Annotated in this window: 11 protein-coding genes; 7 read left to right on the plus strand and 4 right to left on the minus strand. The window is 72.9% G+C overall.

Going from position 1 to position 14,939, the window contains the following annotated elements:
* Positions 1-3 precede the first annotated feature (3 nt).
* The 7 genes from recC (at position 4) to DVS28_RS02330 (ending at position 12,291) form a co-directional block, all read left to right on the plus strand.
* A complete protein-coding gene (gene recC / locus DVS28_RS02300) occupies positions 4-3,375 on the plus strand; it encodes an exodeoxyribonuclease V subunit gamma (RefSeq protein ID WP_114590017.1) in 3,372 nt (1,123 codons plus the stop codon).
* Positions 3,372-6,824, plus strand: coding sequence for a UvrD-helicase domain-containing protein (locus DVS28_RS02305; RefSeq protein ID WP_114590018.1), 3,453 nt, complete (start codon positions 3,372-3,374; stop codon positions 6,822-6,824). The genes recC and DVS28_RS02305 overlap by 4 nt, the downstream gene beginning before the upstream one ends.
* On the plus strand, positions 6,821-8,677 hold the full coding sequence (gene recD / locus DVS28_RS02310; protein ID WP_114590019.1) for an exodeoxyribonuclease V subunit alpha: 1,857 nt from the start codon (positions 6,821-6,823) through the stop codon (positions 8,675-8,677). The genes DVS28_RS02305 and recD overlap by 4 nt, the downstream gene beginning before the upstream one ends.
* A gap of 78 nt (positions 8,678-8,755) precedes the next feature.
* Positions 8,756-9,034 (plus strand): hypothetical protein, encoded by a 279-nt coding sequence (locus tag DVS28_RS02315; RefSeq protein WP_114590020.1) that lies wholly within the window; start codon positions 8,756-8,758, stop codon positions 9,032-9,034.
* Positions 9,035-9,042: 8 nt separating this feature from the next.
* Positions 9,043-10,137 (plus strand): coiled-coil domain-containing protein, encoded by a 1,095-nt coding sequence (locus DVS28_RS02320; protein ID WP_114590021.1) that lies wholly within the window; start codon positions 9,043-9,045, stop codon positions 10,135-10,137.
* Positions 10,138-10,144: 7 nt separating this feature from the next.
* Positions 10,145-11,230: a hypothetical protein gene (locus tag DVS28_RS02325; protein WP_114590022.1), complete on the plus strand. Its 1,086-nt coding sequence runs from the start codon at positions 10,145-10,147 to the stop codon at positions 11,228-11,230.
* Positions 11,227-12,291, plus strand: coding sequence for a hypothetical protein (locus DVS28_RS02330; protein WP_114590023.1), 1,065 nt, complete (start codon positions 11,227-11,229; stop codon positions 12,289-12,291). Before DVS28_RS02325 ends, DVS28_RS02330 begins: the two co-directional genes overlap by 4 nt.
* 2 nt (positions 12,292-12,293) lie before the next feature.
* On the opposite strand, the gene DVS28_RS02335 is transcribed toward DVS28_RS02330, so the two are convergent.
* Genes DVS28_RS02335 through DVS28_RS02350 form a run of 4 tightly spaced genes read right to left on the minus strand, consistent with a single transcriptional unit; the run spans position 12,294 to position 14,916 of the window.
* Positions 12,294-12,686, minus strand: a complete 393-nt coding sequence (locus tag DVS28_RS02335) for a hypothetical protein (protein ID WP_114590024.1) — start codon at positions 12,684-12,686, stop codon at positions 12,294-12,296.
* A gap of 38 nt (positions 12,687-12,724) precedes the next feature.
* Positions 12,725-13,435: a uracil-DNA glycosylase gene (locus DVS28_RS02340; RefSeq protein ID WP_114590025.1), complete on the minus strand. Its 711-nt coding sequence runs from the start codon at positions 13,433-13,435 to the stop codon at positions 12,725-12,727.
* Positions 13,419-14,195, minus strand: coding sequence for a M50 family metallopeptidase (locus DVS28_RS02345; protein ID WP_114590026.1), 777 nt, complete (start codon positions 14,193-14,195; stop codon positions 13,419-13,421). The genes DVS28_RS02340 and DVS28_RS02345 overlap by 17 nt, the downstream gene beginning before the upstream one ends.
* Positions 14,188-14,916 carry a PP2C family protein-serine/threonine phosphatase gene (locus DVS28_RS02350; RefSeq protein WP_114590027.1) on the minus strand — a complete coding sequence of 243 codons (729 nt, stop codon included), beginning with the start codon at positions 14,914-14,916 and terminating at the stop codon, positions 14,188-14,190. Before DVS28_RS02350 ends, DVS28_RS02345 begins: the two co-directional genes overlap by 8 nt.
* Between the last annotated feature and the right edge of the window lie 23 nt (positions 14,917-14,939).

Raw genomic sequence — 14,939 nt, forward strand, 5'->3', positions numbered from 1 at the left:
GCGATGCTCGAGGTGACGCGGGGTGCGACCGGTGACGTCCTGGTGGGGGCGCTGGCCGACGTGCTCGCAACCCCGCTGCCCGACCCGATGGCCCGCGAGCACGTCGTGGTCCACAGCCACGGCATCGAACGCTGGATCAGCCAGCACCTCGGCCTGCGACTCGGGGCGACCGGTCGGGCCGACGGGGTCTGCGCCAACGTGGCGTTCCCCTCGCCGTCGGAGGTGGTCGCCGACGTCATGCGTGCGGCGGGGGCCGATCCGCTCGCGGTCAGGGCATGGCAGCCCGCGTCGTTGACGTGGCGGCTGCTGGACCTCGTCGACCGCGGGCTGCCCGCGGCCGCTCAACCCCTCGCGGCCCGGACCGAGGCGGCCGGCGACCGGCGCCTCGTGCCGCTGGGCCTGCTCGCCCAGCAGCTGCACCGTTACGCCGTCCACCGGCCCGACATGGTGCTCGACTGGCTGGACGGGGGCTCCAGCGACGGTGCCGGAAGGGACCTGGACGACGCCGACGCGTGGCAGGCAGCGGTCGTGCGCCTGCTCGCCGCCGACATCGACCGACCGGCGTTCCCTCAGCAGGTGGTTGACACCGTCGCCGCCCTCGACGCCGGGGCGCCGACACCCCCGGGGTTGCAGCGCCTCGCCCTGTTCGGGTTCACCGCCATCCCCTCCACGCAGCTGGCGGTCCTGGCGGCGCTCGCCCGGCGCATCGATGTGCACCTGCTGCTGCTCCACCCCTCCGCGGCGGACTGGGCAGCGGTGCACGACGTCGCCGGTGCCGTCGACGATCGTGGCCTGCCGATCCTCCCGGCCCGTCGGGACGTCGCGTTGCCGGCCCCCCGCAACCGCCTGCTGCGGGCCTGGGGTCGGGACGTGCGCGAGCTGCAGGTCGTCGTGCAGACCGTCGCCGACGGTGTACATGACGTCGACGCCGACACCGCCGACACCCTCGCGATGCGTCCGACGATCCTCCAGCGGCTGCAACGCGCCGTCCGGACCGATGCGCCCCTCGACGGGGCCACCGGGACCGTGGAACCGGATCCGAGCGTGCAGCTGCACGCCTGCCCGGGCCGGGCCCGGCAGGTCCAGGTCCTGCGCGACGAGATCCTGCGGGTCATGGCGGCCGACCCGACGATCCGCCCGCGCGACATCATCGTCATGTGTCCCGACGTCGAGGCCTTCGCCCCGCTGGTCGCGGCACACCTGGCAGGGGGAGGCAGCGCGGCCGACAGCCGCCCCGACCTGCGCGTCCGGCTGGCCGACCGATCGCTGCGGCAGACCAACCCGATCCTGCGGCTGCTCGACGAGGTGCTGGACCTCGCGGCCACACGCGTCACCGCCAGCCGCCTGCTGGACCTGCTGGCCGCCGACCCCGTGCGTCGCCGGTTCGGCTTCGACGCCGACGACCTCGAGGACATCGGCTCGTGGCTGGAACGGGCCGGGGTGCGCTGGGGCGTCGACGCTGCCGAGCGGTCACGGTTCGGCCTGGACGGCGTGCGCCACAACACCCTCGACGAGGGACTCGACCGGCTGCTGCTCGGCGTGGCCATGGCCGACGAGGGCGACCGGACCCTCGGCGGGATCACCCCCTACGACGACATCGAGGGCACCGGTGTGCGTACCGTCGGCCGCCTGGCCGAGGTCGGCAACCGGCTGGCCGCCCTGCTGCCGCAGCTGCGCACCGCCCGTCCCGTCGATGCCTGGGTCGACCTGCTCGGGATGGTCGTCGACCAGCTCGGCCTGGCGTCCCGGGACGAGCCGTGGCAGCGGACCGAGCTGACCGGCCTGCTGCGCGAGCTGGCCGACAGCGCCGACGGGCTGTCGACGGACGTGGCCCTCAACGAGGTCCGCGACCTGCTGGCCGACCGGCTGCGTGGCCGGCCCAGCCGCGCCAACCACATGACCGGCGACCTGACCGTCTGCACGCTCGTGCCGATGCGGTCGGTGCCCCACCGCGTGGTCTGCCTGCTCGGCATGGACGACGGGGTGTTCCCCCGCACCGCCCGGCCGCACGTCGACGACCTGATCGCCCGCGCCCCCCGCGTCGGTGACCACGACCCCAGGACCGAAGACCGGCAGCTGCTCCTGGACGCGGTGGCCTCCGCCAGCGACCACCTGATCGTCACGTGGACCGGTCAGGAGGAACGCAGCGACGAGGCCGTACCACCCTGCGTGCCGGTCGCCGAGCTGATGCGGGCCGTCGACCAGCTCGCCCCGGGCGCCGACCGTCCGCTCTCGGACCGGTTGACTACCCGCCACCCGCGGTACGCCCACGACCCCGCCGCCTTCGACCCCGATGGACGCCCCGGCTTCGACCAGCTCGCCCACAGGGCCGCCGCCGCAACCGTGTCGGCCGACGACGCCGGGCGGGCGCTGCTGCCGCCACCCGAGGACGACGATGTCGACCTGGCTGCGCTGTCCCGCTTCGCGATCGATCCGGCCACGACGTTCGTCCGTGAGGCGTTGGGCATCTGGGTGCCCGACGATCCCGAGGCGCCCGACGAGAACGTCCCGGTCGAGCTCGACGGGCTGGAGGGGTGGAAGGTCGGTCAGGCGCTGCTGGCCGTCTCCCCCTCCGACACCGAGGCCCTCGACGGCGTCGTGGCCGCGGCGCGTGGCCGTGGGCTGTTGCCCCCGCCGGAGCTGCGCCCGGGGAAGGTCAACACGATCCCGGTGATGGTGGAGGAACTTCGTGCCCACTGCGCGCAGATCGGGGTGCCCGCCAACGGTTCGGGCAACCACGTCGCCGTCGACATCGCGGTCGACCGGTGGCGGGTGCACGGGGCCGTGTCGGGCGTGGTCGGCGACCGCATCGTCGACGTGTCCTACTCACGCCTCACCGGCAAGCGGCTGATGCGGGCATGGATCGACCTGCTCGCCCTCACCGTGCAGGACCCCGAACGGCCGTGGGAGTCCGTCGTCGTGGGCCGCGACAAGGTCCAGCGCAAGGACGTCGCGTCCAGCCGCCGCATCGACCCGCTGGCCCCGTCCGCCGACCGCCGGCTCGAGCTGGCCACCGGCTTCCTGGGCGACCTGCTGCAGCTGCGCCACGACGGGCTGCGCGAACCGCTGATCGTGCCGTCGGAGACCGCCCACGCCTACGCGAAGGCCCGTGTGGTCGACCACGAGGCCTCCGAGGAGGCCGACAACACCGCCTGCAAGGCATGGGACCCCCACCCCATGGGGTTCTCCAGCGACTGCGGTCGGCCGGCCCACGTCCTGCTGCTCGGTGACGTGCATACCTACGACCGCCTGACCCGCGAGCCGCCCAGGCCGGCAGACGAGCGGCTCGGCATGGCCGCGGAGCCCCATCGCTTCGGGGCGCTCGCGATGCGCCTGTGGGCACCGCTGCTGCAGCGCCTGGGAGGCCACCGATGAGCACCGACCGGGCACTGGCGCCGGCCTTCGGGATCGGCGTGCACCCGCTGCCCGTCGGCCATCACACGCTCGAGGCGTCCGCTGGCACCGGCAAGACCCATGCCATCGTCGGGCTGGCGACCCGCTACCTGGCCGAGGGGCGCTGCTCCGCCGAGGAGCTGCTGGTCGTCACGTTCTCGCGGTCGGCGTCCCGCGAGCTCCGCGGTCGGCTGCTGACCCGCCTGTCGACCAGCGTGGACCTGCTCGACGCCGCGCTCGCCGGGCGGCCGCTGCCGGACCACATCGACGACGAGGACCTCCACGACGCGCTTGCGTCCGACGCACACGGCGACCCGGCCGCCCGCCTGGCCCGGCTCCGCACGGCGCTGGCCGACATCGACCACGCCAGCATCGCCACCATCCACGGGTTCTGCGACGACCTGCTCCGGCGGCTCGGCGACCCGGCGCTCGGGACGTTGCTGGAGGACGACGGCGCGCTGGCCACCCAGATCATGGGTGACGTGTACGTGCGCATGGCCCGCCACGAACCACGGCTCGGCGACGACCTGCCCTACGCCCCCATGAAGGCGCTGCCGATCATCCGGGCCGGGATGCAGCACCCGCGCTCGGCGTTGCTCCCCGCCGCGTCCTTCGACGACGAGGGTGGCGCCAAGGTCTGGATGGCGATCGCTGCGGGGGTCGAGGCGACCAAGCGCAAGCAGGCCGGCCGCTTGCACAGCCACGACGACCTGCTCGACCGCTTGGCGGCCCAGCTGACCGACGGCGATCGCGGCACCACCGTGGCCGAGCTCGTCGGGAAACGGTTCCGCGTCGGCCTGGTCGACGAGTTCCAGGACACCGACCCCGTCCAGTGGCGCATCCTCACCTCGCTGTTCGCCGACCCCGGCGGGGCCGACGGCCGCAGCCTGGTCCTCGTCGGTGATCCCAAGCAGGCGATCTACGCGTTCCGTGGGGCCGACATCTCCACCTACCTCGCTGCGCGCGGCGATCGGCCCGACGCCACCCTGCAACGGAACCACCGCAGCGACGGTCCCGTCGTCGAGGCCTGCACGACCCTCTTCACCGGCATGCCGCTCGGCTACAGCCGGATCCGCGTCGACCCGGTTGTCCCGACCAAGCCGGTCCGGCTGGACCCACCGCCGGTGGCGCCCGTCGCCCTCCGGGTGGTGGACCCCGACGCCGACATCCCCACCAGCCGGTGGGGACCGCTGATCAACAAGATGCGTGAGTTCGTGGCCCGCGACGTGGCCGCCCACACCGTCGAGCTGCTGTCGGCGGGCACGACCGTCCTGGAGAGGGACGGCGACGGGCAGCGGCGCGACCTCGTCCCGGCTGACATCGCCGTGCTCGTCCGCACCAACGCCCAGGCCCGGCTGGTCCAGACCCACCTGCACGAGGTCGGACTGCCGACCGTCCTCAACGGCGTCGGCAACGTGCTGGACACCCCCGCTGCCCGCGACTGGCTTGCCGTGCTGCGCGCCGTGCAGCAGCCGTGGCACGCCGGCAGCGCCCGCCTGGCTGCGCTGACCGACCTGATCGGGTGGACCCCCGAGCGGGTTGCTGCTGGCACCGACGAGGACGTCGACGGGCTGCACGTGATGCTCCACGAGCTGGCCGAGCACCTCGGCACGCACGGTGTCGCCGCAGCCCATCGCTGGCTGGACGCCCGCACCAGCTTCTCGCCGCGCCTGCGGTCCCGGCCGGGTGGCAACCGGCGGCTGGCCGACCTGCTGCACGTCACCGAGGTGCTGCACGCGGAGGAGCGCAGTTCGGCCCATGGTCTGGGGTCGCTGATCAGCTGGTTGGAGTCCGCCATGGCGTCGGCTGTCGACCCCCCGCCCGACCGGCTCGCCCGTCGGCTGGAGCAGACCGGCGACGCGGTGGAGATCATGACCGTGCACGGCGCCAAGGGGCTGCAGCGGCGCATCGTGCTGGTGCCCTTCCTGTGGGACGGGTTCGGCACGATGGACGACGTGATCGTCTTCACCGATCCCCACAGCAGGCGTCGCATGGCCGACGTCGGGGGCTCGTGGCCCCGCCGTCCCGACCACGCGGCCCACAAGGAGATCGCCGAGCAGGAGTCCGAGCAGGAGGAGATGCGCCTGGCCTACGTCGCCGCCACCCGCGCCATGCACCACCTCGTGCTCTGGTACGGCCACGCCGGCAGGGCCAAGCAGTCGCCCATGTCGACGATGCTCGGGCGTGGGACGATCACCGCCTCGGCGGCCCGGGCCGTCCGAAACGCCACCGACCTGGTCGATGCGCACCCGGGCCTGTTCCACCGCACCGTCGTGACCGACTGGGCGTCGCGGGACCGCTGGACCCCGCCCGACCACACCCCGCGCGTCGAGCTGTCGACGTTCGACCGTGACATCGACCACGGCTGGCGGCGGTACTCCTACTCCGGCCTGGTCGCGGCCGGCACCGCCGACGCGCTGGCGGCCAGCGGCGGGGTGGCCGGGCTGTCGGCCGACGCACCGCGCGTGGTCGACGACGGCGTCCCCACGGGGCCCGACGCCCTCGACGACCCGGTCGGAACGGCCGGTGCCCACGCCGGGCCGGAGCCAGTGGACGAGGCCGACCTCGGCGCGGTCGTGCCGTTGAGCGTCATGCCCGGCGGGGCCGACGTGGGCAGCGCCGTGCATGCCGTGTTCGAGCACATCGCGTTCGATGCCGACGACCTGGCCGACCAGGTCGAACGACAGCTCGCCGTCCAGGCCCGCGCGTCCTCGGTGGACCTGACCGAGGTCGAGGGCATCGTCGACGCCTTCGTCGACGTCGTCCACACCCCGCTCGGGCCGGCGGCGGCAGGGCTGGCGCTGCGGGACATCGGCCGGGCCGACCGGATCGACGAGCTCGAGTTCGAGCTGCCCGTCCTGCCCGGCGATCGGGCCGACGAGGCCGGACGCGTCCTGCTGACCGACCTGGCCCTGCTGCTTCGCCGCCACCTGCCCGCCGACGACCCGCTGGCCGGCTACGCCGACGTGCTCGAGGAGGCGCTCGGCAGCGTGGAGATCCGCGGCTACCTCGCCGGGTTCATCGACCTGATCGCCCGCGTCCCCGACGCCGACGGCGGCCCCGACCGCTTCCTCGTGGCGGACTACAAGACCAACCGCATCGGCCCCGCCGGGGTGGAGGAGCTGCGCGTCGGCCACTACAGCCGCGCGTCCATGGCCGAGGCGATGATGCACCACCACTATCCGGTGCAGGCGCTCTTCTACGCCGTGGCGACCCACCGCTACCTGCGCTGGCGGATCGCCGACTACGACCCGGCCGTGCACCTGGCCGGCGTGGCCTACCTGTTCATCCGCGGCATGACCGGACCCGACGCCCCGGTCCAGCCCGACGGCACCCCGTACGGCGTGTTCACGTGGACCCCGCCCCCTGCGCTGCTGGATGACCTCGACCGCCTGCTGACCGAAGGGCTCGACGCGGAGGACCGCACGTGAGCGAGGCGACCGCCGCGCCCGGCACGGCCGAGCTGGACCCCTTCGACGCCGAACGGGTCGTCGGCGCCGAGGGGTTGCTCGGCACCTTCAACGCTGCCGGGATCCTGTCGGCCGCCGACGTGCACGCGGCGCTGCGGATCGGCAGGTTGACCGGTGCGACCGACGAGCTGGCCGTCCTCGGTGCCGCCTTCGCGGTACGAGCGCCCCGCTTCGGGCACGTCTTCGCCGCGATCCGCCAGCTGGCCGACACCGTCGTCGACGAGGACGGACGGGTCGTCGAGCTGCCGGCCGAGACCTGGCCCGACCCCGACGAATGGATCGCCGCCGTCGCCGGATCGCCCCTCGTCGGCGCCGACGGACCGCTGCACATCGAGGACGACCGGCTGTACCTGGACCGGTACTGGCGCAACGAGCAGGCGGTCGCCGACGCCATCGTCGGACGGGTCGGCTCGGGCGGCAGCGCCGTCGAGCTGTCGGCTGACGGCGGCCGAGCGCTGGACACGCTGCTGTCGGCCAACGTCGAGCAGAACGCCGCCGCCCATGCGGCGCTGCGAACCGGCCTGTCGGTCATCGCCGGCGGACCCGGCACCGGCAAGACCTCGACCGTCGCGCGCATGGTCGGCGTGGCGCTGGCCCACGCCCGCGTCGACGGCAGCCCCGTGCGCATCGCCATCGGCGCGTTCACCGGCAAGGCCGCCGCACGGCTGGGAGAGGCCATCCGCCAAGCCGCCGAGGCCATCGACCCGGCCCTCGCGGCCGACGGCACCGTCGACGTCGACGGCGCGCTGGCCATCACCCCGACCACCCTGCACCGGCTGCTCGGCTCGATGGGATCGCGCACCCGGTTCCGCCACCACGCCGGCAACCCGCTGCCCTTCGACCTCGTGATCGTCGACGAGGTGTCGATGGTGTCGTTGTCGATGCTGGCCCGCCTGCTGGAGGCCATGCGACCCGACGCCACGCTCGTGCTGGTCGGCGACCCCGACCAGCTGGCCGCCGTCGAGGCCGGCACGGTGCTCGGCGACATCATGGCCGCCGCCGACGGCACGCCGCTGGCCGAGCAGGTCACCACGCTGCAGACCAACTACCGCTCCGACAAGGGCATCTCCACGTTCGCCCAGCTCATCCGCGCCGGCGACGTCGACGGCGCGCTGGCGGCCATGGTCCGCAACCCCGCGGACCCCACCGCCCAGGCCGTCAGCCTGGTCGTGCCGGATCGACCCGGCTCGTGGCCCCACGGCACCGGCACCCTCGCCGGTGTCCGCGGGCTGCTCGAACCCCAGGTCCGCGAGGCGATGCGGCTGGGTGTGTCGGGGGATGCCGAGGAGGCGCTGCGCACCACCATGTCCGCCCAGGTCCTGTGCGCACATCGGCGGGGCGTCGACGGCGTGACCGTCTGGAACGCCGCGGTCGAGGGCTGGGCGATGGACGTGCCCAGCTACCAACGGCCCGAGTGGTACGCCGGACGGCCCGTCATGGTCAGCCGCAACGACTACGACCTGGGTGTCTTCAACGGTGACGTCGGGGTGGCGGTGGAGACCGACGGCAGGCTGCGCGTCATCATCGACGGCCGCGACGGTGCCCCCATCGAACGTCGGCGCCTCGGGTCGGTGCAGACGGTGCACGCGATGACGATCCACAAGAGCCAGGGCAGCGAGTTCGACGACGTCGTGGTCGTGCTGCCCACCGACCCCTCGCCGATCGTCACCCGTGAGCTGCTGTACACCGCCGTGACCCGTGCCCGCCGGTCGGTCACGGTCGTGGCGACCGAGGACGCCGTCCGCCGAGCGATCAGCCGGCCGGTGACCCGCGCCAGCGCCCTGCCCGACCGGCTGCGTCGCGCGCTCGGCTGAGGGCTTTTCTGCTGCCGGGGGAGGAGTTGGGGCGGCCCGATCGGTAGAGGTGGGTGCCCGACCCCTCCGAGGACCACCGTGACCGTCTCCATCGCCGTCGACCCCGACGACCTGCGCGCTCATGCCGACCGCGCACGTGCTGTCGCGGCCCGGGTCGAGGACATCGCCGCCGGGGGCGGGGCACCCAGCGACAACGCGGTGGGCCATGCCGCCATCGCCGACGCGGTCGCCGACGTCCGCAGGGCATCACGTGAACGGGCCGATGCGATCGCCGAACAGCTCGACGACGCGGCCGCGTACCTCGACGGCACGGCCGTGTCCGTCGAGCTGCTCGACCGCCTGCTCAGCATCTTCTAGGGGACGACGTGGCTGGACGAGGCAAGGACTTCACGCTCCTGGGCGGCACCGACCCGGCACCCGGGGACATCGAGGTACTGGAGTACATGCGGACGGGCGTCGACGACCTCGCCATGTCCAGCACCGACGTGACGGCGGACGTGGACGGGCTGGGACTCGCCGTCGGCACCTCCGAGTGGAGCGGGGACAGCGCTGACGGCTTCCTCCGCACCCTCGCAACGACCCCGCCCATGGTGGCCGCCCAGGGCGAGGCATGGACGGCCGTGTCCGGCGTCATCGCCGGTTGGGCGACAACTTTGGAGGGTCTGCAGGCACGCGCCGACGTCCTGCTGGCGCTCGCCGAGGCCAACGAGGAACGACGGCTCCAGCTGGTCCAGGCGCGACCGGCCGCGGTGCAGGCGCTGGAGCGCGCTCGTCAGGCGTTGCGGGACGCCCGCGAGGACGAGGACGGCGCCAGCGACGCCGACCGCCGCGCGGTCGAGCGGGCGGCCGAACGCCTCGCCGAGATCGACGCTGGCATCGCCGAGTGCGAAGCCCAAGCCGCTCGGCTGCGGGGCGAGGCCGCCGCACTGCTCGAGGAGCACGAGGCTGCCGCGGTTGTGGTTGCCGAACAGCTCCGCGCCGCGATTCCCCCGGCCCCGAACCTGTTGCCGTTCGGTGTCGCGGTGGCTGCGGCCGTTGCCGACGACCTGATCCCCGGGTTCGACGCGGCAGGTCAGGACGGCATCATCGACCCGACGGAGTTCGGTGACCTGCTGCTGCACGTCCAGGGCGAGCTGCTGGACCCCGACCACGATCTGACCGATGCCGCGCTGCGGGCCACCGAGCGCATGTGCGAGGCCCTCGCCCGGCACGAAGCGGCCGCCGGTGCCGTCGTCGAGGCCCTCGGGAACGATGGCGTCGCGGCGTCGCTGACGGCGCTGCAGTACCTCGGCCAGTACCAGGATGCGGCAGACCACGGCGACCTGGCCGACGCGATCCTGTCCATGATCGGTGCGGCGTCCCACAGCGCCGCAGGCAGCCAGACCCTCGTCGCCACCGTCGAGGACAACGGCCCGTTCACTGCCGTCCTCCTGGCCACGGATCGAGGACCTCGGCACTGATCTGCTGGTGGCCATCGCCGAGGAGGTGCTGCCCGACCGGGACTTCTTCCTCATCCCGAGGCACAACGAGTTCTTCCCGAGCATGGGCTTCGGCGAGCATCTGGCCACCGTGCTGACCGCCCTCGCCAGCGACCCCGATGCCGTCCAGACCTACCTCGACACCGGCGACGCCGACCAGCTCGCCGAACGCGTCCGGCTGCTGCTGGACCTCGACCCACACGCCCACGGCGTCGACGAAGGGGTCATCGGTGTCCTCATCGCGGCGCTGCACGACAGCAACGCCGACGCCTCGACCGTGGCTGCGGCGCTGGCGCAGACGATCGCGGCCGACGGTGCCGGCCACCTCGACATCCAGGTGGCACTGACGGTCGTGCTGCAGTCACACCTCGCCGAGCTCCTCGAGAACACCGGGACCATGGTCGACGGCTTCGACCGCGATCAGGTCACACAGCTGTTCACCAACCTGCTGGACGGCGCGGACGGCGCGGAGGTGCAGGTCATCACCGACCTCGTCCTCGGTGCCGCCGCCCAGGACGCCGCGGTCCCCGATCTCGCGAACCTCACCAGCGAGTCGACCCTGTCGGACCTGCTGAAGAACGAGCTGACCGACTGGGTGGGACCGCTGCAGCAGGCGCTCGTGGCCAACGAGATGTCGATCGAGGAGGCACGGGCGGCCATCACGTCGTCGTTCACCACCGGCGCCGGGCTCGTCAGCTCGCTCATCGGCCTGGCCGGCCCCTCGGGTGCCGTCGCCAAGCTGGTGACCCGCGAGGTCACCAAGCAGGTCACCGAATGGATCGCGGAGTCGGTGGCCTCGGCGGTCAGCCCCGAGGAGATCGCGGCCCCGTCGGTCCAGCAGCAAACCCACGCTATGGTCACCGGGATGTTGCCCCTCCTCGTCGACAACCCCGATGCGCGAACCCACATGGTCGACACCGGTGCCGTCACGCTGGTCGGGCTCGACGCCGTCCCGGCCGACACCGACCCCGGACGGGTGATCGACCTCGGCAACGGGCAGGTGGCGCTGGTCAACGAACACGTCTACGAGACGATCTTCAACGACGTCCGCGATGCCGTCGAGGCCAGCAGGTGACGTCGTGGGGTGCCGCGGGGGCGGTCGCCCTCGCCCTCGTCCTGGCCGGCTGCTCCGGGCCGCACCTCGTGGATGTTGCCCATGACGCCGGCGTCGCGGTGGACGCCACGACCGCCGACGCCGTCCTCGGCAGCCTGACCGACGATCCGGTCGTGGCGACGGCGTTGCTGCTGGATGCCGACACGGGACCGGAGGCATGGCGCGCGCTCCTCGAGGCCGATGTCGACCCCACCGCGGTGGCGGTCCTGGCCGAGCACCTCGTCGCCGAAGGCATGCCGGCGGAGCTGTTGACTTCGGTGGGGGCCGGGCTGCTGTCCGCGAATGACGTCCCGGGTGAGACCGTGCTCCTCCTGACCGATGCGCTGGCCCCGGCGCTGGTCGACGAGTCGGCCCCGACCGACGGCACCGGCCTGACCTCCACGGCGATCGAGGCGTTCGTCGACGGTGCCTACCGCGCGACCCCGGACCAGGACGTCGCAGCCCTGACCCGGCTGCTGGTTGCCCATCAGGCCAGAGGTCTGCGCGAGTGGGGACCGGCGCTGCTCGACGATGCGTCGTGGGAGGGCCGCTTCTTCGATTCGGTGGGCACCTCGGTCGCTGCGGTGATGGGGCCGCTCGGCCGTGCGCTGACCGACCGGGTCGGGGACGAGGACGCCGAGGCGGTGCTGGACGAGTCGTTGTCGGACGTCGAACACCTCCTCGCCGTTGCCGATCCGGACCGCAACCCGCAACCGAGCGACCGGATGGCGGCGGCTGCCGAGGCCGGGGCCGGCTGGGCGGACGCGGAGATCCCGGTGCAGGCCCACAACGTCGGTGCGGCGCTCGCGGTCCTGTCGATCCAGCACGCGCTCGACGACGGTGACATCCGGGCCCGCTTGGTCCCCGACGTGATCGCACCGGAGGACGTCATCACCGGCGATCCCGACCGGTTCCCCCCGGGTGCCACTCGCACGCTCGCCTCCGGGGCCCTCGTCGGCGTCAACGAGGTCATCTTCGGCAACCTCACCAGCGACATCCACACCTCGACGATCGCCCCGCTGGAACGTCGCTGGCAGGAGTGACCCTAGTGGAGGTCGATGGCCACGACGGCGGCCTCGCGGGCTGCAGCCGCCACGTCGTCGCCGGTGGCGGTCGGGGTGACCCCCAGCTCCGCCCAGGCACCGGGGTTGGTGTGCAGGTAGGCCACCATCGCCTCGTCCAGCGCCTCGCCCTCGAGGAAGGACGCCGCCCCCGACCTGTTGGTGCCGGCCAGCCGCACCGTCACCGTCGCTGATCCCTCCGACGGGATCGAGCGCCACCAGTCCTGCGACGACCCACCGAGCACGACAAGGCGGTCACCGTCGCGGTGGTGGCGCACCACGGCGGGCTCGCCGCCGTCGACCGACACGATGGCCCAGCTCTTCGACCGCAGGCGATGCAGGGGCGAACGGAGCAGCAGCGAGGTGATGGCGGACACGGCTGCAGGGTACGCCCCGCCCGGGACCGACCACCGCCTCAGCCGTACGCCAGCTCGACCGCCATGCCCAGGGCCTCGTCGAACATGTCCTCCGTCAGCCGGCCCGTGAAGGTGTTCTGCTGGCTGACGTGATAGCTGCCGACCAACGCCAACCCCTCGACCTCGGCCACCGCCCCGTGCCCGAAGGCGGGCTTGGGTCGCGGCTTGCCGAGGAACATCCAGGCCCCGTCCCACGCGAAGCGGCCGAGGCAGAGGATGACCTCGGGCTGCAGCAGCCGGAGCTCGTCGGCCAGGTAGGGCGCGCACTCGTCTCGTTCGGCGGCGGTCGGTTTGTTGGCCGGGGGTGCGCACTTCACCGGTGAGGTGATCCACACCCGGTTCAGCACCAGCCCGTCGTCGAGTCCCACCGCCTCGGGTTGGTTGGCCAGCCCCGCCCGATGCAGCGCGGCGTAGAGGAAGTCACCCGAGCGGTCGCCGGTGAACATCCGCCCCGTCCGGTTGGCGCCGTGGGCCGCGGGGGCCAGCCCGAGGACCAGCAGCTTGGCGGTGGGATCGCCGAAGCCCGGCACCCCCCTCGCCCAGTAGTCCTCGTCGGCGAAGGCCCGGCGCTTGACGCGTCCGACCTCCTCCCGCCATTCCACCAGCCTCGGGCAGGCACGGCAGGCGGCGACCGCCGCACCGACCTCGGCCAGCGAGGCGTGGGCGGGCGGGGCGTCCTTCGGCGCGGATGGGTCAGGCGACGGCGTCACGTGCGGTGCCGCCCGCTGCGGTTCGCAGGAAGATCCATGCGCCGTAGGCAAGCACGAGCAGCGAGAACACACCGCACACCCCGCCCCAGAACCAGTACGGGCCGACCAGGGCGTCGGCGATGGACGCCGAGTCGCTGCGGCCCACCCCGGCACCGGTCGCGGCCGTCCGGGCGAAGAGGTACTCGGAGCGGGAGAACACCGACATGGCCAGCTGCACCGACAGGAACACCAGCCACAGCTGTGACCAGTGGTGCTGCTTGATCCCCAGGGCGATGGCCAGGGAGATGCCGGCCAGTCCCAGCGCCACGGCCCATCCGACGAGGCTGCGGACCCACAGCACGGCGGTGAGCACGCCGAGGATGCCGCCGATGAGCAGGAACCACCTGGCCCACAGGCCCTTGCGGCCCACGGTGAACCCGATGGCCGCCGCAACAGCCGGGCCGACCAGCCCGCCGGCCGAGACGACCGCGCGGGCAACGCGCCCGCCGCTGGTGCCCGTCAACGCAACGCCCGAGCCGTCACCGTAGATCCGCAGGTTCTCGAAGCTGCCGCCGACGAGGATGGCGGCCAGGCCGTGGCCCATCTCGTGGACGTAGGTGGAGATCAGCAGCAGCGGGTAGCCGACGATCTCGCCGCCGGGGACGACGAACAGCACGGCGGTGACGACCAGCGACGCCAGGAGCGTGCGCCGTGCCTGCGACGCGGCGACCTCCGCGGAGGCCTGCGGCAGGCCCCGCCCGGGAAGCGGGGCGTCAGCCATCGGGGAGGACTCGGACCATCACGATCGTGATGTTGTCCGGCCCCCCGGCGTCCCTGGCGGCCGTGATGACACCTTCGACGGCGTCCATGAGCGGCTTGTCGTGCACGATCCGTTCCAGCTCGGCGTCGTCGATGACCCCGTGCACCCCGTCGCTGACCAGGACGAGCTCGTCACCGACCTGCAGCGCGACGTGCTCGCCGGCCTCCACCCCGACCTCCTCGGCCTGTCCGAGCGCCTTGAGGATCACCGACCGCTTGGGATGGGTTCGTGCCTCCTCCTCGGTGATGACGCCCGCCTCGATGAGCGCGCCGACGTAGGAGTGGTCGGGGGTGACGCGACGCATGGGCGCATCGCCACGCTTGAGGTAGGCCCGGGTGTCACCGACCTGGGCCAGCAGCATCGTGTCGCCGTGCAGCAGTCCGGCGGTGACGGTGGTGCCCATGCCCTCGCGGTCGGGTTCGTTGACGGCCCGTTGGTGGATCCGCTTGTTGGCCGCTTCGATGCTGGCGACGAGCGCGGCGTAGGCGTCGTCGGACGTGGCGAACGTCTGGATGTCCAGCCCGTCCATCTCCGCGACGAGCATGGACGAGGCCACGTCGCCGGCGTTGTGCCCGCCCAGCCCGTCGGCGACGACGAACAAGCGCTCGCCGACGAGGGCACGGTCCTCGTTTCGTTCTCGGACCAGGCCTACATCTGTGCGACCGAACGCCTGAATCTTCACGTGGGTCCATTGTGTACCGCACC

It is taken from the genome of Euzebya pacifica (assembly GCF_003344865.1).
Lineage (GTDB): Bacteria > Actinomycetota > Nitriliruptoria > Euzebyales > Euzebyaceae > Euzebya > Euzebya pacifica.

Excerpts from the sequence above, each read along its gene's own strand:
- recC (WP_114590017.1), top strand. The coding sequence starts at position 4 with ATGCTCGAGGTGACGCGGGGTGCGACCGGTGACGTCCTGGTGGGGGCG.
- DVS28_RS02345 (WP_114590026.1), bottom strand. The coding sequence starts at position 14,195 with ATGGCTGACGCCCCGCTTCCCGGGCGGGGCCTGCCGCAGGCCTCCGCG.
- DVS28_RS02305 (WP_114590018.1), top strand. The coding sequence starts at position 3,372 with ATGAGCACCGACCGGGCACTGGCGCCGGCCTTCGGGATCGGCGTGCAC.